Source organism: Stenotrophomonas sp. NLF4-10 (assembly GCF_022359915.1).
Lineage (GTDB): Bacteria > Pseudomonadota > Gammaproteobacteria > Xanthomonadales > Xanthomonadaceae > Stenotrophomonas > Stenotrophomonas daejeonensis.
Genome location: NZ_JAKSEE010000003.1, coordinates 1,425,672 through 1,442,588, shown reverse-complemented (window position 1 = coordinate 1,442,588; position 16,917 = coordinate 1,425,672). Strand labels below are relative to the sequence as shown.

General features: G+C 69.1%; 15 protein-coding genes. 7 read left to right on the top strand and 8 right to left on the bottom strand.

All coding sequences use genetic code 11. The features are described from left to right. Positions 1 to 56 precede the first annotated feature (56 nt). Positions 57 to 1,043 carry a subclass B3 metallo-beta-lactamase gene (bla, locus tag MIC98_RS06835; RefSeq protein WP_239736601.1) on the top strand — a complete coding sequence of 329 codons (987 nt, stop codon included), beginning with the start codon at positions 57 to 59 and terminating at the stop codon, positions 1,041 to 1,043. Positions 1,044 to 1,296: 253 nt separating this feature from the next. Here the strand turns inward: bla and MIC98_RS06830 are convergent, their stop codons facing one another. The 3 genes from MIC98_RS06830 to pdxH are packed head-to-tail and all read right to left on the bottom strand — an operon-like array spanning position 1,297 to position 3,742. After that, positions 1,297 to 2,094 (bottom strand): cobalamin-binding protein, encoded by a 798-nt coding sequence (locus tag MIC98_RS06830; protein ID WP_239738071.1) that lies wholly within the window; start codon positions 2,092 to 2,094, stop codon positions 1,297 to 1,299. Between the two features lie 31 nt (positions 2,095 to 2,125). Next, entirely contained in the window at positions 2,126 to 3,082 is a 957-nt protein-coding gene (locus MIC98_RS06825; protein ID WP_239736600.1) for a hypothetical protein, read from the bottom strand. Between the two features lie 60 nt (positions 3,083 to 3,142). After that, positions 3,143 to 3,742, bottom strand: a complete 600-nt coding sequence (gene pdxH, locus MIC98_RS06820) for a pyridoxamine 5'-phosphate oxidase (RefSeq protein WP_239736599.1) — start codon at positions 3,740 to 3,742, stop codon at positions 3,143 to 3,145. A 42-nt stretch (positions 3,743 to 3,784) separates the two neighbouring features. Between pdxH and MIC98_RS06815 the strand changes: the two genes are divergently transcribed. Further along, positions 3,785 to 4,615 carry a kinase gene (locus tag MIC98_RS06815; protein WP_239736598.1) on the top strand — a complete coding sequence of 277 codons (831 nt, stop codon included), beginning with the start codon at positions 3,785 to 3,787 and terminating at the stop codon, positions 4,613 to 4,615. A 159-nt stretch (positions 4,616 to 4,774) separates the two neighbouring features. Here MIC98_RS06815 and MIC98_RS06810 read toward each other — a convergent pair whose 3' ends face one another. From MIC98_RS06810 to MIC98_RS06800, 3 genes are read right to left on the bottom strand one after another with little or no spacing between them, the layout of a single operon-like run. Beyond that, complete coding sequence (locus MIC98_RS06810; RefSeq protein ID WP_057641458.1) at positions 4,775 to 5,056, bottom strand: DUF4282 domain-containing protein; 282 nt, start codon at positions 5,054 to 5,056, stop codon at positions 4,775 to 4,777. Between the two features lie 34 nt (positions 5,057 to 5,090). Further along, a complete protein-coding gene (locus tag MIC98_RS06805) occupies positions 5,091 to 5,405 on the bottom strand; it encodes a hypothetical protein (protein ID WP_239736597.1) in 315 nt (104 codons plus the stop codon). 26 nt (positions 5,406 to 5,431) lie between these two features. Beyond that, positions 5,432 to 7,147 (bottom strand): ankyrin repeat domain-containing protein, encoded by a 1,716-nt coding sequence (locus MIC98_RS06800; protein ID WP_239736596.1) that lies wholly within the window; start codon positions 7,145 to 7,147, stop codon positions 5,432 to 5,434. 195 nt (positions 7,148 to 7,342) lie between these two features. On the opposite strand from MIC98_RS06800, the gene MIC98_RS06795 reads away from it, so the two are divergent. Continuing rightward, positions 7,343 to 9,958, top strand: a complete 2,616-nt coding sequence (locus MIC98_RS06795) for a tetratricopeptide repeat protein (protein ID WP_239736595.1) — start codon at positions 7,343 to 7,345, stop codon at positions 9,956 to 9,958. Positions 9,959 to 10,034: 76 nt separating this feature from the next. Here MIC98_RS06795 and MIC98_RS06790 read toward each other — a convergent pair whose 3' ends face one another. Next, positions 10,035 to 11,324 (bottom strand): MFS transporter, encoded by a 1,290-nt coding sequence (locus MIC98_RS06790; RefSeq protein WP_239736594.1) that lies wholly within the window; start codon positions 11,322 to 11,324, stop codon positions 10,035 to 10,037. Between the two features lie 270 nt (positions 11,325 to 11,594). Between MIC98_RS06790 and MIC98_RS06785 the strand changes: the two genes are divergently transcribed. Continuing rightward, complete coding sequence (locus MIC98_RS06785) at positions 11,595 to 12,029, top strand: PepSY domain-containing protein (RefSeq protein WP_239736593.1); 435 nt, start codon at positions 11,595 to 11,597, stop codon at positions 12,027 to 12,029. A 176-nt stretch (positions 12,030 to 12,205) separates the two neighbouring features. On the opposite strand, the gene dapA is transcribed toward MIC98_RS06785, so the two are convergent. Further along, complete coding sequence (gene dapA / locus MIC98_RS06780) at positions 12,206 to 13,105, bottom strand: 4-hydroxy-tetrahydrodipicolinate synthase (protein ID WP_239736592.1); 900 nt, start codon at positions 13,103 to 13,105, stop codon at positions 12,206 to 12,208. 153 nt (positions 13,106 to 13,258) lie between these two features. Between dapA and MIC98_RS06775 the strand changes: the two genes are divergently transcribed. From MIC98_RS06775 to MIC98_RS06765, 3 genes are all read left to right on the top strand, one after another. Continuing rightward, positions 13,259 to 14,113: a plasmid replication/partition related protein gene (locus tag MIC98_RS06775; protein ID WP_239736591.1), complete on the top strand. Its 855-nt coding sequence runs from the start codon at positions 13,259 to 13,261 to the stop codon at positions 14,111 to 14,113. A 277-nt stretch (positions 14,114 to 14,390) separates the two neighbouring features. Next, positions 14,391 to 15,464, top strand: a complete 1,074-nt coding sequence (locus MIC98_RS06770) for a DUF5671 domain-containing protein (RefSeq protein ID WP_239736590.1) — start codon at positions 14,391 to 14,393, stop codon at positions 15,462 to 15,464. 62 nt (positions 15,465 to 15,526) lie between these two features. Beyond that, complete coding sequence (locus tag MIC98_RS06765; RefSeq protein ID WP_239738069.1) at positions 15,527 to 16,750, top strand: DUF445 family protein; 1,224 nt, start codon at positions 15,527 to 15,529, stop codon at positions 16,748 to 16,750. The last annotated feature ends 167 nt before the right edge of the window (positions 16,751 to 16,917 follow it).

Sequence of the window (16,917 nt, the reverse complement as noted above, 5' to 3'; positions counted from 1 at the left end):
CGGCACACGGGCCCTCCATACACTCCTGCGCTTGCCGGGAGAGACAAGAGATACCGATGACGACTTCGCCTGCACTACCGAACCGCATGACCCGCCGCCTGCCGGGCATCGCCGCCCTCGCCGCCACCGTGGCCCTGGCCGCCTGCCAGGCCGGACCACGCCAAACGGCCTCCGCACCGGACGCGACAGGGCCAACGCATGCCGGTGGCACCACTGCCGCAATCCCGGCCTGCCCCGCAGACGCAACGGTGATGGAAGGCTGGAATGACCGCGCGCCGCCACGGCGCATCTTCGGCAACACGTGGTATGTCGGCACCTGCGGCCTGAGCGCGTTGCTGGTGACCTCGGACCGCGGCCACATCCTGATCGACGGCGCCACCGAGGCGGCCGGGCCGCTGATCGAAGCGAACATCCGCGCGCTCGGCTTCGACCCGAACGACGTGGAGTACCTGCTGAACTCGCACGAGCACTACGACCACGCGGCCGGTCTGGCCTACCTGCAGGGCGTCACCGGCGCCACCCTCCTCGCGCGCGAACCCGCCGTCGCCACCCTGCACAGTGGCCGCAGCGGGCGCGACGACCCGCAGCAGCTCGAACCGCATCCGGCCTTACCGCCGGTGCCGTGGGTGGAGGCCATCGGCGATGGCGACGTCGTCCGGGTCGGCCCACTGGCGCTGACAGCCCATGCCACGCCCGGCCACACGCCCGGCGGCACCAGTTGGACATGGCGTTCCTGCGAGGGCACGCGCTGCCTGGACATGGCCTATACCGACAGCACGAGCGCGATTTCCGACCACGCATACCGCTACCTCGACCACCCGGCGATGGTCGCCGCGTTCCGCCGTGGACTGGACACGCTGGCCGCGCTGCCCTGCGACATCCAGATCACCCCGCACCCGCTGGCCGCGGACCTGTTCGACCGCCTGCAAGGCACGCCCGGCAAACCGCTGGTCGATGCCGGGGCCTGCGAACGCTACGCCCGGGCCGGGCGCGCCAATCTGGAGAAAAGGCTGGACGATGAAACCCGCGGCCTGAAGCCGTGAGGCGACGACCACCCAACCCGTAGGAGCGCACCTTGGTGCGCGATGGGTTTTACCGGGAAAGCTCCATCGCGCACCAAGGTGCGCTCCTACGGGCGCTGCTGCGCTCAACGCTGAACGATGGCCGCGATCGCCTGCACATCATCCGGTCAGCGCCGCCAGCCCCGGCCACAGGCATCGACCAGCATCCCGTAGATGCGGGGCTTGCCCCGCATGAGGCTCTACCGGCAAAGCCCGTGCGGGGCAAGCCCCGCACCTACGGCTTCCGCTGCGCCCAGCGCTGGATGATGGCCGTGATCGCCTGCACGCCATCGGTCAACGCCGCCGGCCCCGGCTGCAGGATGATCGGCGACTTGACCTCGTGCAGCTCGCCGTCGCGCACCGCGTTGATCGCCGCCCAACCCGGCCTTGCCGCCACCCGTTCGGGGCGGAACTTCTTGCCGCACCATGAGCCGATGATGATGTCCGGGTTGCGCGCGACCACCGGGTCGCCGTCGGCGAGGATGCGCGCCTTCGCCAGCGGTTCGCGCGACAGCTCGGGAAACACGTCGATGCCGCCGGCGATCTCCACCAGCTCGGCGCCCCACTGGATGCCGGTGATGATCGGCTCGTCCCACTCCTCCACGTAGACGCGCGGGCGCCGCGGCAACCGCGCCGCCTGCGCGGCGATGGCGTCCAGCCCGCGCTGCAGTTCATCGGCATAGGCTTCGGCGCGCGCGGCCACGCCGACCAGCGCGCCGAGCCGGCGGACGTAGTCGAGGATGCCGGCGACGCTGCGGTGGTTGGCGATCCACACCTCCACCCCGCGGCGGATCAACTCGGCGGCGATGTCGGCCTGGATGTCGGAAAAACCGATCGCCAGGTCGGGCTGGAGCTTGAGGATTTCCTCCACCTTGGCGCTGGTGAAGGCGCTGACCTTCGGCTTCTCGCGCCGCGCCTGCGGCGGGCGCACGGTGAAGCCGCTGATGCCGACGATGCGATCCTGCTCGCCCAGCGCGTACAGCGTTTCGGTCGGCTCCTCGGTCAGGCAGACGATGCGGCGCGGGCCGGTCATGGCGCCCACGCGGCCACCGCACCGGCCGCCATCAATGCTGCTCCCGCGCCGATTGGATCAATCGCTGGCGCGCGGTATTGCCCGGCACGGCGATATGCAGCGAGGGGTCGAACTCGCGGCCAATTGCCACGCTGTCTTCCGGCACCCAGATTTCCAGGCGGGTGGAGGAATAGCTCGACGGCAGGTAGCGCACCCAGTAGCCATCCGGGTGCCGCGACCAGCGCCCGGCCGGCACCGCCTGGCTGCCCTCGCCCACAGGCGCCATCCCGGCCAGCACCGCCACCTGTTCGATCTGTGCGTAGCTGCCGCCCGCCGAACCCAGCATCGAGCGCAGCTGCGCCTCGGCCTCCAGCACTTGCCGCAGCTGCGGCGAAGCGTGCTGCATCAGCGCCTGCACCGCCTTCTCGCGCAGCATGTCGAACGCCGCCCCGCGCATCCACGCCGCGTATTGCTCCGGCGACAGCAAGCTGGCGGCCGCACGCTGCAGCTGCGGGCTCATGTCCTGCAATCTGGTACGCGCCAGGATGGCCCACAGCAGCAACTGAATATCGCGCTGCTCGATTTCCGGGTGCTGCACCGAATTGCGCACGATGGCGGTGACCAACTCCCGCCCCTTGCCCAGCGGCGGCGCGTACAGGTAACCCTCGCCACCGCCCGGCCCGTAGGTGCCGGCGTGCAGGCAATAACTTTGCACCTGCATGCCGTAATACCCGGGCTGCAACAACAGCGACGCCTGCGCCGAGGTGCGCAGCGAAGCCAGCGGTTGCACCGGCGGCAACTGCACGTCGTCGCGCGAAGGGTCGGCATACACTGCATCGGCCAGCGAGGTGGTGATGACACCCTCACCCTTGCCCTGGAGCAGGGCCGCGGGGTTGCCCACCTTGTCCAGCAGGCTCCCAAACCGCAACTGGGCCTGCGCCGATGCCGACAGCATCAACGTGGCGACGGCCAACAACGGAAGCAAACGAAAACGGACAGTCTTGCGCATGACAACTCCATTCATCATCGGACAGCAAAAGGAAAAACCGCGCAGGCGCGCGGCGGCGGCTCACGGATAGAGCAACCGCTTGCTCCATGCGCCGGCCGCATCGGCCTCGTAGCACCAGCGCTCGTGCAGGCGGAAGTTGGCGCCGTACCAGAACTCGATGCGCCGCGGCACCACGCGGATGCCGCTCCACCCGTCCGGGCGCGGCACCTCGCGGCCCTCGAACTGTGCCTCGAAATTCCGCAGGCGCTGCTCGAACTCCTCGCGCGAAGCCAGCGGCTGCGACTGCACCGACGCCCACGCGCCGATCTGGCTCATGCGCGGCCGCGTGGCGAAATAGGCATCGGCCTCGGCCTCCGCCACCAGTTGCGCGTCGCCTTCCACCCGCACCTGGATGCCGGCCTCGCGCAGGCTGCGCCACAGGAACAGCAGCGCCGCCTGCCGGTTCTCGTGCAGCTCGCGGCCCTTGCGGCTGTGCAGGTGGGTGTAGAACACGAAACCACGCTCGTCGAAGTCCTTGAGCAGCACGGTGCGCGCCGATGGCCGGCCGTCGGTGTCGGCGGTGGCCACGGTCATCGCGGTGGCGTCGATCTCCTTGCCGGCCTTGGCCTCCTCGAACAACTGGGCAAAGGTCGAAAGCGCTTCTGCGTACAGGTCGGTCATGGTTCCGGTTCGATGGAGCGGGATTCGGGCTATTGTCGCGCGATGAAGCCCCCATCGCACCCCGCCGGTTTCGCGCAGGCACTGGTCGCCGAGGCGCTGGACGCGACGCTGGCGCTGCGCGTCGGCCACGTGCCGGTGCTGGGCATCAGCGGCCTGCAGGGCACCGGCAAATCCACGCTGGCGGCGCAGGTTGCCGCATCGGCCGCGGCACGCGGATTGCGCGCGGCGACCGTCTCGATCGACGATTTCTACCTGCCCCGTTCGGAACGCCAAGCGCTGGCCCGCGACGTGCACCCGCTGCTGGCCACCCGCGGCCCGCCCGGCACGCACGACCTCGCCCTGGCGTTGCGCACGCTGGACGCCCTGCGCGCCGGCGAAGCAATCGCGTTGCCGCGCTTCGACAAGCTGGCCGACGAACGCCTGCCGCAGGCGCAATGGCCACGCAGCGACGTCCGTGCCGACCTGGTGGTGTTCGAAGGTTGGTTCCTCGGCACCCCCGCCGAGGACGAGCCGGCACTGGACGAACCGGTCAACGCGCTGGAACGCGACGAGGACAACGGCGGCGAATGGCGCCGCTGGTGCAACCGCACCCTGGCGCGCGACTACCCGGCACTGTGGGCGCGCATCGACACCTTGTGGTTCCTGCAACCGCCCGGTTTCGAGGTGGTGCCGCAGTGGCGCTGGCAACAGGAACAGGGCCTGCGACAGGCCTCCCCCGGCCGCACCGGCATGAACCGGGCGCAGGTGGAGCACTTCGTGCAGTTCTACGAACGCATCAGCCGGCAGGCGCTGCGCACGCTGCCGGCCATCGCCGGGCGCGTCGTCGCGCTGGATGCGCGGCGGCAGCCATTGCCCGCAGCCCTTCCACGATGAACCGCCGGCGCCCCGATCCACCCGGCATCAGCGGCCATGCCTGCCGGAAAGCGGAATCCGCCCATGCGCCCCATGCCTGCAAGTCTCCCGATGGCCACCGGGCCGGAACGAGGGCCGCGCCCGCGCGCCGCCCTCCGCCGATACCCGAAGGCGGCTGCCTCACGGCTTCCTGCGGATGTCCTGCAGGGCCTCGTTGATCTTGAACAGCACGATCATGATCTCGCAGTAGATGCGCGCCACCAGCACGCCGAGGATGACTACGAACGGCGAGACCACCAGCATGCCGAACCCGGCCCAGCCGTTGTAGCGGAACATGCCGAAGGCAGTGACCACCGTGCTCAGGCCGCCCAGCACGGCGGCGGCCAGCAGCAGCCAGTAGATGAAGGTGATGATCTTCGGCGTGACCATCGAGTCGAAGAAAAGCAATTCGCGTACGTTCATGGTGGTGTCCCCCTTGTCCGGTCGTTGGTGGTCTTCACTGCTTCCTGCACATCGTGCCGAACAGCATGCCGCCGTCGATGCAGCCCTGCTCGTCGATGCGGAAGGCCTGCGTCTGCCCGCCCTTGCCGCCGGTGATGTAGACCTTGCCGTCCTTGACCTCGTACTTGCCGACCATGGTGTTGCCCATCATGTCCAGCTCCACTTCGCCGTTGCCCTTGAAGGTCATGATGGTTTCCCACTTGCCGTTGACGGAATGGCCGTACTCGCCGGCAAAGCCGTTGCCGCATGCGGCAAGCACGGAAACCAGCAGCACGGCGACGGTGTTTCTCGCAAAGCGTTTGATAGTCATGCGGATGCTCCGGTTGGTTGAGGAAATCACGGTTGCGCCGGCCTGGCCTGCTGTTCGATCACCCGCACCACGTCGATCAGGCCGTGGCGCACGGCCAGGTCGCGCAGGGTCACCGGCTGCCCGTCCCAGTCCAGCGGGGCGTTGGCGTCGGCGCCGGCTGCCGCCAGCAGCGGCAACACGTCGGCGACGAAATCGCCGCGGATGTTGTAGCGGTTGGTTTCGTCCAGGAATACCCAGTGCACGGCCTTGGTATCGCCGGGGCCGGGGCCGTCTGCGCGCGCGCCGGCGGCGAGGACCGCCTTGACCAGGTCGACGCGGCGCGACTTCAGCGCCCGCACCAGCGGCGTCCAGCCTTCAGCGTCGGCGGCGTTGATGTCCGCGCCCGCCTTGGCAAGCGCCGCCAGCAAGTCCACCCGCGTCTGGCGCTGCTCGTCAGCGCCGCGGCCGAACACGTCGCCCCTGTCGTCCAACGAACCGACGTTCAACAGGTAATGGAGCGCGTTGCGCCCTTGCCGATCCACGACCCCGGCTTTCGCGCCCTGGGCCAGCAAGGCCCGCAATTGCGCCGGCGTGCAGACGTAGGCCGGGCTGCTTCCCGCATCGGGGCGGTAGCGCCGGGCGCAGCGCAACAGGCGCGTGGTGCCCTCGCTGTCGGCCTGATCGATGTCCGCGCCTTTTTCCAGCAGCAGCGGCAACACCGCGTCGTCGGCGAACACCACCGGATAGGTCCAGGTGTGCAGAGGGAAATCGTAGGCGCGTCGGCGGCCATAGGCCGGGCCGCCGTCGCAGCAATCCGCCGGCAAGGCATCGCTCAACTTGAGCTTGCCCTCGCCCAGGTAGAAGGCCACCACCTGCGGATCGGGGCGCGTCAGCGCCGATATCCACGCCTCCAGCAATTCCACCGGCACCAGGCCATCGGGCCCGTAATGCAGGGTGACGCTGTCATCGCCAATTTTTTCCAGCCACATGCCGGTCTTGTTGCCGTCGGCGCCGTAGCTGCCCGCTTCCATCAGGCGGCCATCCTCGGCCCAGGCTTCATGGCGGCCAACGGGTTTGCCGTCGGCATACTCTCCGCGGCGGGCGGGCTTGCCGCTGGCGTACCAGGCTTCCTGCAAGCCCTGCTGCTTGCCGCCACGGTAGCGGGCATGCTCCACCAGCGTGCCTTCCGGCGTCCAGGTCTGCTTGTCGCCATCCAGGACACCAGCCTTCCAGGACGCCTGCTCGACCAGCGTGCCCTCGGGCGTCCATTCCTTCTGTTCGCCGTCGTTCCGGCCCTCGGCATCGAACTTCGTCTCGGCCACCAGCTTGCCGGTTTCGCAATCCCAGCTCCTTCGCAGTTGCTCCGTTCCCTTGCGGCTGTACTCGGTCAGCGAGCGGCGCTCGCCGTTCTCGCACCAGCTTTCCGAATCGCCGGTGTGGCGCGTGCCGTCCTTTTCGTCCCAGGCCACCTTCTCGCGGCTTCGCGGCTTGCCGTTGTCGTAGAACAATTCCTGCACACCCTGCTTGCGCCCGTCGCGCATCTGCGCGCGGAACACCACCTGCTCGCCCCTGCGCCCCACCACCACCCCGGAAAACGGTTCGCCATCCACCAGGTAGGGGCGGTCGACCCTGTGCGAGGTATTGATCCGGTAGACCTCGTCGCTGGCCCCGCCATTCCTCGGCAGGGTGATTTCATGCTCCTTCGCGCACGCGGCCAGCAGGGAAACGGCAACGGCGGTGACGACAAGTCTTGCGGCTTTCATGCACGTGGCTCCTCGGCGACGGGACGGGGCGATGCTGGGCACCGGCCTCGCCCCAAGTCCTCACGCCACTTTCAAGAAACCTTCAAGGCATTCAACGCCCTCACGCACGGCCTTTCGAATCAACAACTTGAACTTCAACCCGGGATCCGGAGCGGTATTGCCCCTCGCCGTCCGCGCCGCCCATACTCCGGTCACATGAACACTTCCTATACGCCGCCCACCACCCTGTACCGCTGGCGTTTCGGCCCGGTGGAGTACGACGAGGCCCAGCGCGAACTGCGCATCGCCGGGCTGGCGGTGGAAATGGAGAACCGGCCGCTGGAAGTGTTGTCGCTGCTGTTGCGCCACGTCGGCGAGGTGGTGACCAAGCAGGAACTGTTCGACCAGGTCTGGGTCGGGCGGCCAACGGTGGATCACGTGCTGTCCACCGCCGTAGGCAAGTTGCGCAAGGCACTGGAGGCGGCCGGCGAGGCACGCATCGTCACCGTGCCGCGTATCGGCTACCGTTTCGACGGCCCCATGGAGCGGGTCACTGTGGGCCAGCGCACCGCCAGCGGGCTGGAACTGGTCGCCGGACAGGCGGTGCCGGAGCGTCCCCATTTCCTGCTCGAACGCCTGCTCGGCCGTACCCTCGGCAGCGAGGTCTGGCTGGCGCGGCACCCGCGCAGCCGCGATGGGCGGGTGTTCAAGTTCGCGCTGGACGGCGAGCGGCTGTCCTCGATCAAGCGCGAGGCCACGCTGGCGCGGGTATTGCGCGACAGCCTCGGCGAGCGCGACGACCTGGCACGGGTGCTGGACTGGAATTTCGAATCGCCACCCTTTTTTCTCGAATGCGAGTACGGCGGGCAATCGCTGCCCGAGTGGGCCGAGCAGGACGGCAGACTGGCCGCGTTGCCGCGCCAGCAGCGGCTGCAACTGTTCCTGCAAATCGCCGACACCGTAGCCGCTGCGCACGGCGTGGGCGTGCTGCACAAGGACCTCAAGCCCTCCAACGTGCTGGTGGCCGCACAGGGCGAAGGCTGGCGCACGCGCCTGACCGACTTCGGCAACAGCCGCCTGCTGCACCCGGAACGGCTGGCAGAGCTGGGCATCACCTCGCTGGGCCTGACCACCACCCGCACCGACACCTCCGGCACGCCGCTGTACCTGGCCCCGGAACTGATTGCCGGGCAACCGGCCAGCATCCGCAGCGACTTGTATGCATTGGGCGTGGTTCTCTACCAGCTCGTGGTCGGCGACCTGCACCAACCGCTGGCGCCGGGCTGGGAGCGCGCGATCGATGACCCTCTGCTGTGCGAAGACATCGCTCGCGCCACCGACCTGGACCCCGCCCGCCGCCACGCCAGCGTGGCCGAGCTGGCGCAGCAATTGCGGCAACTGGAAACACGTCGCTCCGAACAACAACGACAGCAGCAGGCCGAGCGCGATGCCGCTGCGCTGCGGCAGGCGCTGGAACGTACCCGCGCGCGGCGACCATGGGTGGTCACCGCCTTCGCCACGCTGGTGCTCGGACTGGGTTTCAGCCTGTATTTCTGGCGGTACAGCGAACAGCAGCAACGCATCGCCAAGCAACAGCGCGACATTGCCGAAAAACAGGCGGCGCGGGCCGAGGCAGTGGTCGCATTCCTCAGCAACGACCTGATTGGCATGGTCGCGCTTGGTGGCGCCGCCTTCCAGGGCAACCCCACCATCAAGGACATGCTGGACGTGGCTTCCCGGAAAATCGACTACAAGTTCGGGCGCGACCCGGCAACCAACGGCAGTATCCACGCCGCGCTGGGGCAATCGTGGGGCGCGCTGGGTAATGGCGAGCGCAGTGCCGAAGAATTGCGTGCGGCACTACGCGATTTCACTGCCGCCTTCGGCGCGGATAACGAATTGTCCCTGCGTACCGCTTACGCGCTTGTGCGTACGCTGGCCTACACCAGCCGCAACACCGATTTCGGAGAAGCCAGCAGGTTGCTGGAAGAAACCGACGCCAAGGCCGGTGCGCGGCTGCGGCAGGATGGCGAACTGGCATTGTCCGCAGCCATCGCCCGCGCTGCATTCCATCACCAGCAAATGCAGATCAGTCAGGCGTTGCCCGCCTGGGTACGCGCCGATGCATTGCAGCGCCGCTTGTTCCCCATGGACGAGCAGCGTGCCATCACCATCCGCGACAATCTGGCTGATGCACTGTCCCGTTCCGGCGAAACGGACAAGGCCATCGTCCTGATGCGGTCGATACTGGCCGATCCCTTGTTCGCCAGGGACCGCATCGGCGAGACCCTCGTCGCCAACGTACAGATGAACCTGGCCCGCGCATTGCGGAACCAGGGGAAGTACGGCGAAGCGCTCCCCTTGGCCGAGGCGGCAGCGGCCACTTCGGAAAAGGTCTACGGTCCCGACAACTACCAGACGCTGGTGCAGCGCTCCACCATCGCCAGCATCCACGACATGGCCGACAATTGCCCAGCTGCCCTCCCGATCCAGCGTGACGTGACGCGACGCATGGCGGCGCGCTATGGCGAAGACAAGCAGGCCACGCTGGTCGAAATCGGCAACCTCGGGCTGAAGGAATACAACTGTGGCGAACAGCGCACCGGCATCGCACTGCTGCGCAAAGCCGAGCATGGCCTTCGCCAGCGTTTCGGCGAGAACAATGCCGCCGCGCAAAGTTTCCGCATGTCGCTGGCGGAAGCGTTGATCGAACAGGGGCAACGCGAAGAAGCTCGGCATCTGCTGGATGGCCTTGCCGAGCAGGCAATGGAAGCCGCTGGCGGCGACAAGGCGGAACTGGCGCGCATACGCGGGCTGCTGGCGACACACTGAGGGGAATCCGGGCCCTCTCGCCTGCAATCACGCCACCGCGTGCGTGCCCCGCCCCAGGCTCCGCCAGACAAGCCGCCTATGCCTTGCTGGCGGCATTGCGCCGCCCTATCGCCCACAACGCCAGGCCGGTCACCAGTGCCGTCGCGCACAGGTACCAGCCCACCGCGGCAATGCCGAACTTCCCGGCCAGCCACGTCGCCGCATAGGGGGCAGGCGCGGCGCCGAGGATGCCGGCCAGATTGAACGACAGCGACGCGCCGGTATAACGCACCTGCACCGGGTACAGGCTGGCCAGCATGGTGCCGCACGGGCCGTAGGTCAGGCCCATCAGGAACAGGCCCAGCGACAGGAAGCCGATCACCTGCCACGGGTGCGCGGCCTGGAACAGCGGTTGGAACAACAGGCCGAACGCGAAGATCGCCAGCGTCGCCAGCAGCATCGTATGCACCGTGCCGCGACGGTCGCCGTACCATGCCGACAACGGGATGCCGGCGGCGAAGAACAGGATGCCGACCATCTGCATCAGCAGGAAGTCCTCGCGGGTGTACCCCAGCTTCGTGGTGCCGTGGCCCAGCGTGAACACGGTCATCAGGTAGAACAGCACGAAGGTGGCGAACGCGGCCAGCGTGCCCACCGCCACCGCGAAGCCATGCCCGGCCAGCACCTCGCGCATCGGCAGGCGCACCCGCTGCCCGGTTGCCATCGCCTTGCGGAAATCCGGCGTCTCGTGGATGTTCAGGCGCACCCACAGGCCGACGACCACCAGCAGCGCGCTGGCGATGAACGGCACGCGCCAACCCCATGCGAGGAATGCCGCATCGTCCATCGCCTTGCCCAGCAGCAGGAAGATGCCGGCCGACAGCAGGAACCCCAGCGGCGCCCCCAGCTGCGGGAACATGCCGTACCACGCGCGCTTGCCCGGCGGCGCGTTCTCGGTGGCCAGCAGCACCGCCCCGCCCCATTCGCCGCCCAATCCCAGGCCCTGCCCGAACCGGCACAGCGCCAGCAGCGCCGGCGCCGCCAGGCCGATGCGGTCGTGGGTGGGCAGCAGGCCGATCGCCACCGTGGACAGGCCCATCGTCAGCAACGCCGCCACCAGCGTGGCCTTGCGGCCGATGCGGTCGCCGTAGTGGCCGAACAGCGCCGAGCCCACCGGCCGCGCGATGAAGGCCACCGCGAAGGTCGCCAGCGACTGCAGCATCGCCGCGTTCTCGCTGCTCTCGGGGAAGAACAGTTTCGGGAACACCAGCACCGCCGCGGTGGCGTAGATGTAGAAGTCGAAGAACTCGATGGTGGTGCCGACCAGGCTGGCCGCCAGTACGCGGCCCGGGGAGTTGGCGACGGGGGTGGCGGTGGAAGGCGTCATCGGATTGCCAGCGGGAAAGTGGCGGTGATTCTGGCACGGCGCCGCGTCGCGACCGGCATTGGTTGCAAGCGCCACCAGCGCGTGCCGCCTTCACCCCGCGCCGACGGAATACCCACGTCCGCCGAACGTTTTCTTCCCCTGCCGTCCACGTCGGTTAACCGCCCCGGACCGCGGCACGGCATATCCACGCCGGTTCACGGCCGGGTACAGGAGGACACCGCCAGGATCGGGGCTGCGTGGAAAGCGCGACGAAACCACAGGAGCAGACCGATGAACGATCGACCGCTACATACCGCCCTTCTTGCCGCGGCCCTGGCGCTGGCCGCCACCGGCGCCGCCCGGGCGCAGGACGCGCTCACCGCGCCGCAGGTGCGTGCGCAGCTGGAGGCACAGGGCTATACCGAGGTGGAGGATCTGGAGTTCGAAGACGGCATGTGGAAGGCCGAGGCGACCAGCGCCAATGGCAAGCACGTGGACGTGCGCCTGGACCCGACCAGCGGCACCGTATACCCGGCCAAGGCGGTCCCGCAGCTGGGTGAAGCCGACATCCGCGCGCAGCTGGCCGCGGCCGGCTACAGCGGCGTGCACGACGTGAAACTCGACGACGGCCTGTGGAAGGCCAAGGGCCGGACCGCCGAGGGCTCCAAAGTGAAGGTGCGCCTGGACCCGACCACCGGTGAAGTGGTCGCGCTGGAAAAGGACTGATGCCCGGCGCGTGACATGACGCTGCCCCGGCCGATCCGCGGCCCGTGGGCGGTACCGGCCGGGATCGATCCGGCGGATCGATCCCGGCCGCCTTTCCCGATGCTTTCAGCGAAGATGCGACCGGTCGGCACCCGCGCCCGGCAACACGCCGGGCCCGCCTTCCAGGCAGCAGGCGCTCAGGCCAGCAGGCCCGCCTCGCGCAGCGCTGCCTCGAGCTTGGCCTGATTGGCCGGCTCCAGTTCGGTCATCGGCAACCGCAGCGTGCCGCCGCAACGGCCCATGCGCGCCAGCGCCCACTTCACCGGGATCGGGTTGGCCTCGACGAACATCTGCCGATGCACCGGCAGCAGCCGCCGCTGGATCGCCATCGCCGCCGCCACGTCGCCGGCCAGCGCCGCTGCGCACAGTTCGCGCATCAGCCGCGGCGCGACGTTGGCGGTCACGCTGACGTTGCCGTGGCCGCCGCAGAGCATCAGCGCCACCGCGGTGGCGTCGTCGCCCGAATACACCGCGAAGCCCTCCGGCGCCTCGCGGATCAACCACTGCGCACGCTCCAGGTTGCCGGTGGCCTCCTTGATGCCGACGATGCCCGGCACCTGCGCCAGCCGCAGCACGGTGTCGTGCTGCAGGTCGGCCACGGTGCGGCCCGGCACGTTGTAGAGCACGATCGGCAGATCGCCGGTGGCCTCGGCGATCGCCTTGAAATGGCGGTACTGCCCCTCCTGCCCCGGCTTGTTGTAGTACGGCACCACCTGCAGTTGGCTGTCGGCGCCGACCTCGCGCGCGAACCGCGCCAATGCGATCGCCTCGGCGGTGGAATTGCCGCCGCAGCCGGCCATCACCGGCACCCGCCCGGCGGCCTGCTCCACCGCCACACGGATGATCTGGCAGTGCTCGTCCACGTTCACCGTCGGCGATTCGCCGGTGGTGCCGACCACGCCGATGCAGTCGGTGCCCTCGGCCACGTGCCAGTCGATCAGGCGGCGCAGTGCGTCGTAATCGACGCTGCCGTCCTCGTGCATGGGCGTGACGAGCGCGACGATGCTGCCGCGCAGCGGGGCGGGGGAAGAAGTCATCTGGGGAATACCGGAGGCCGTCGTGGGGAACGCCGATTCTAAGCAAGAAAGCAGCCGCCGGTGGCCTGTCGGAGCGGCATTCCCGGTTGCCGCTGCAACCATCGGGGAAGCATCCTCACTACAATGCCGGCCCACGTTTCACCGTCAGCATGCATGGACATCATCGTCAACGAAGAACTCAAGGCCTACATCGACCCGCTGACGCCGGACGAGCACGACGCGCTGGAGCGCAGCCTGCTCGCCGAGGGCTGCCGCGATGCGCTGGTACTGTGGGGCAACGTGCTGATCGACGGCCACAACCGCTACGGCATCTGCATGAAGCACGGCCTGCCGTTCAACACCGTGCAGAACACCCGCTTCCGGACGATGGAAGACGTGCACCTGTGGATGATCGAGCAGCACCTGGGCCGGCGCAGCGTGTCCGACTTCCAGCGCGGCGTGCTGGCGCTGCGCAAGCGCGCGATCCTCGATGCGCGCCACGCCGCCGAACAGGAACAGTTGCGCCGCGAGAGCGAAGGCGAGGCCGCGCCCGCCGCATCCGGCACCGACGCCGACATGCCGCCGTGGGAACCGGCGCCGAAGCTGTCCAAGGCCGAACTGGCGCGCGAGGCCAAGCTCAGCGCCGGCCAGGTGGCGATGATCGAGAAGATCCACAGCCACGCCGCGCCGGAAGTGGTCGAGGCGGTGAAGACCGGCGCGCTGTCGATCAGCGCCGCGGCGGTGGTCGCCAGCCTGCCGGAAGAGGAACAGCGCGCGGCGGCGCAAGGCGGCAAGGAGGAACTGAAGCAGGCGGCCAGACGCGTGCGCGAAGCCCGGCGCAAGCCAAAGGCCGAGCCTGCGCCGGAAGAAGCGGCAACACCAACTGCCAGCGTGGTGGACGACGGCGAACTGGAAGCGCTGCGCCAGCGCGTGGCCTCGCTGACCGCCGAGAGCCAGGCGCTGCGCATGGAGCTGGACGCGCTGCGGGCGCGGCTGGCCGCCACCGCAACGGAGAACGTCGAAACCTGATTGCCCCAGGCCTCACCGGGAAAACCCCAGCCGCAGGTCGGGGCTACGCCCCCGACAGCTTCGCGCCGGATGCCCAGGGCGTCGGGGCAGTAGCCCCGACCTACGCCGCTGCTCGTCCAGCCCCCGTGGATGCGGGGCTTGCCCCGCATGAAGCTTTACCGGGGAGGCCCCCGTGCGGGGCAAGCCCCGCACCTGCGCATGATCATCGTGCGGCCGTGGAATTGCGCTCGCACCGGCAAGCCGGTAACCATGCGCCATCTCCCACGAGGAACCCGCGATGGCCTCCGCATCCCCGGAACTGGAGCAATTCGTCCGCGACGCGCTGATGCGCGGCCACGACCGCGAACAGGTGACGCAGGCCCTGCTGGCCGCCGGCTGGAGCGCCGAGCAGGTCCGCGGCGTGCTCGACGGCTGGGCCGAGGTGGACTTCGCGCTGCCGGTGCCGCGCCCGCGCGCCTCGCTGTCCGCGCGCGAAGCCTTCCTCTACCTGCTGCTGTTCAGCGCGCTGTATTTCTTCGCCTGGAACCTCGGCAGCCTGCTGTTCGCGCTGCTCGAACACCTGCTGCCCGACCCGGCCGACGCGCAATGGCAGGTGCTGCGGCGCACCGGCTCGATCCGCTGGTCGCTGTCGGCGCTGGTCATCGCCTTCCCGGTATTCGCCTTCGTCGCCCGCCATCTCGCCCACGACGTCGCCAGGCATCCGATCAAGCGCCTGTCGCCGATCCGCCGCTGGCTCACCTACCTGACCCTGTTCGTCGCCGCCGCGGTGCTGATCGGCGACCTGACCACGCTGGTGTTCAACCTGCTCGGCGGCGAACTGAGCCTGCGCTTCGTGCTCAAGGTAGGCGTGGTCGCCGCCATCGCCGGCACGGTGTTCGGCCACTACCTGCGCGACCTGCGCCGCGAAGAGGTCGCGGGCGCCGACCAGAAGGCCTCCGGCCGCCGCGTGCTGTGGGCCGCCGGCATCGCCACCGCCCTGTCCATCGCCGCCGGCGTGTGGGTGATGGACTCGCCCGCGCAGCAACGGCGGCTGCGGCTGGACGAAACCCGCACCGGCGACCTGCAGACGCTGGAGATCGCCGTCAACCAATGGTGGCAGGAGCACAAGGCGCTGCCGGCCGACCTCGACACGCTGGCCGCGCAGCCGGGCGTCAACCTGCCGCGCCACGACCCGGCCGGCGGCGGCGATTACCGCTATCGCCCGCTCGACGCCGCGCATTACGAGCTGTGCGCCGATTTCGCCACCGACAGTGGTGAACGCCGCGCGCGCTGGCGCCTGCCGCAAGCCGGGCAATGGGCGCACCCGGCCGGCGCGCACTGCTTCCGCCGCGGCGTGGACGACGGGGACTGAACGTGGGTGCCGCCGATCCACGCCGCGCGCAGCTGCGCCGGCTCAAGCTGTACGCGCTGGCGATGCTGCTGGCGATGCTGGCCGGTTTCGTCGCCAGCCACCTCAACGGCGAGCGCGGCGCGTGGGCGTGGGTGGGCGCGTTCTGCGAGGCGGCCACGGTCGGCGCACTGGCCGACTGGTTCGCGGTGGTGGCGCTGTTCCGTCGCCCGCTGAACCTGCCGATCCCGCATACCGCGATCATCCCGCGCAACAAGGAACGCATCGCCGACAGCCTGGCGGTGTTCGTGCGCGACCACTTCCTCGAACCGGAAGCGCTGCTGGCCAAGCTGAAGGTGTTCGACCCGGCCACGCGGCTCGGGCACTGGCTGGCGCAGCCGCAGCAGGCGCGGATGCTGGCCGGCATGGCGCGCGGCTGGGCCGTGCAGGCGCTGGACCTGCTGGATGAAACCGCCGTGCGCGCCGCCATCCAGCGTTTCGTGGTCGAACAGCTGCGGCAGTGGAACGCCGCGGCCACCGCCGGCGACCTGCTCGGCCTGCTCACCGCCGACAACCGCCACCAGCGCGTGCTCGACGAAGGCCTGACCCGCATCGCCCGCTGGCTCGACGACGACGCCGTGCGCCAGCGCGCATCGATGCTGATCGTGCGCTACATCCGCAAGGAATGGCCGAAGCTGGCCAGTACCGTGGACTGGGTGAAGCCCATCGACGAGATCGGCGATTCACTGGCCGAGCGGCTGGCACGCGCGGCGCTGGAGGAATTGCAGGACGTGCTGTCGCAGCCCGCACACCCGCTGCGGCAGGATTATGCGCGCTGGCTCGGCGACTACATGCAGCGGCTGCGCCACGACCCGGCGCTGGCCGAACGCGTCGATGCGCTCAAGCAGCAGGTGATCGACCACCCGGCGGTGCAGGACTACGTGCAGGGCCTGTGGCAGCGCATCCACCGGCACCTGCGCGAGGACTTGTCGCGCGAGGATTCGGCATTGGCCGGGCACCTGGAGCGCAGCCTCGGCAAGCTCGGCGCCGCCATCGGCGACGACCCGGCGCTGCGCGACGCGCTGAACCAGCACATGCTGGCCGGCGCGGAGAAACTCACCACGCGCCTGCGCAGCGGCGTGACCGCGCACATCGCGCAGACGGTCAAGGGCTGGGACGAGGCCAAGCTGGTCGAGCAACTGGAACTGAGCGTCGGCCGCGACCTGCAATACATCCGCTTCAACGGCACCCTGGTCGGCGGCCTGATCGGCCTGCTGCTGCACGCGCTGACCCACGGATTGCCGTCGTAGGTGCGGGGCTTTCCCCGTACTGGGCCTCATCGGGAATGCCCCATGCGGGGCAAGCCCCGCATCTACAAGAGTCGCGACAGGCCTTCGGCAGTCCTCGTAGGTCGGGGCTACCGCCCCGACGGCTTCCATGATGCGAGGCGTCGGGGACATAGCCCCGACCTACCGGA

Bases quoted from the DNA above. Each gene is read 5' to 3' on its own strand.
- bla (WP_239736601.1), top strand. From the start codon at position 57: ATGACGACTTCGCCTGCACTACCGAACCGCATGACCCGCCGCCTGCCG.
- MIC98_RS06830 (WP_239738071.1), bottom strand. From the start codon at position 2,094: ATGACCGGCCCGCGCCGCATCGTCTGCCTGACCGAGGAGCCGACCGAA.
- MIC98_RS06825 (WP_239736600.1), bottom strand. From the start codon at position 3,082: ATGCGCAAGACTGTCCGTTTTCGTTTGCTTCCGTTGTTGGCCGTCGCC.
- pdxH (WP_239736599.1), bottom strand. From the start codon at position 3,742: ATGACCGACCTGTACGCAGAAGCGCTTTCGACCTTTGCCCAGTTGTTC.
- MIC98_RS06815 (WP_239736598.1), top strand. From the start codon at position 3,785: ATGAAGCCCCCATCGCACCCCGCCGGTTTCGCGCAGGCACTGGTCGCC.
- MIC98_RS06810 (WP_057641458.1), bottom strand. From the start codon at position 5,056: ATGAACGTACGCGAATTGCTTTTCTTCGACTCGATGGTCACGCCGAAG.
- MIC98_RS06805 (WP_239736597.1), bottom strand. From the start codon at position 5,405: ATGACTATCAAACGCTTTGCGAGAAACACCGTCGCCGTGCTGCTGGTT.
- MIC98_RS06800 (WP_239736596.1), bottom strand. From the start codon at position 7,147: ATGAAAGCCGCAAGACTTGTCGTCACCGCCGTTGCCGTTTCCCTGCTG.
- MIC98_RS06795 (WP_239736595.1), top strand. From the start codon at position 7,343: ATGAACACTTCCTATACGCCGCCCACCACCCTGTACCGCTGGCGTTTC.
- MIC98_RS06790 (WP_239736594.1), bottom strand. From the start codon at position 11,324: ATGACGCCTTCCACCGCCACCCCCGTCGCCAACTCCCCGGGCCGCGTA.
- MIC98_RS06785 (WP_239736593.1), top strand. From the start codon at position 11,595: ATGAACGATCGACCGCTACATACCGCCCTTCTTGCCGCGGCCCTGGCG.
- dapA (WP_239736592.1), bottom strand. From the start codon at position 13,105: ATGACTTCTTCCCCCGCCCCGCTGCGCGGCAGCATCGTCGCGCTCGTC.
- MIC98_RS06775 (WP_239736591.1), top strand. From the start codon at position 13,259: ATGGACATCATCGTCAACGAAGAACTCAAGGCCTACATCGACCCGCTG.
- MIC98_RS06770 (WP_239736590.1), top strand. From the start codon at position 14,391: ATGGCCTCCGCATCCCCGGAACTGGAGCAATTCGTCCGCGACGCGCTG.
- MIC98_RS06765 (WP_239738069.1), top strand. From the start codon at position 15,527: ATGCTGCTGGCGATGCTGGCCGGTTTCGTCGCCAGCCACCTCAACGGC.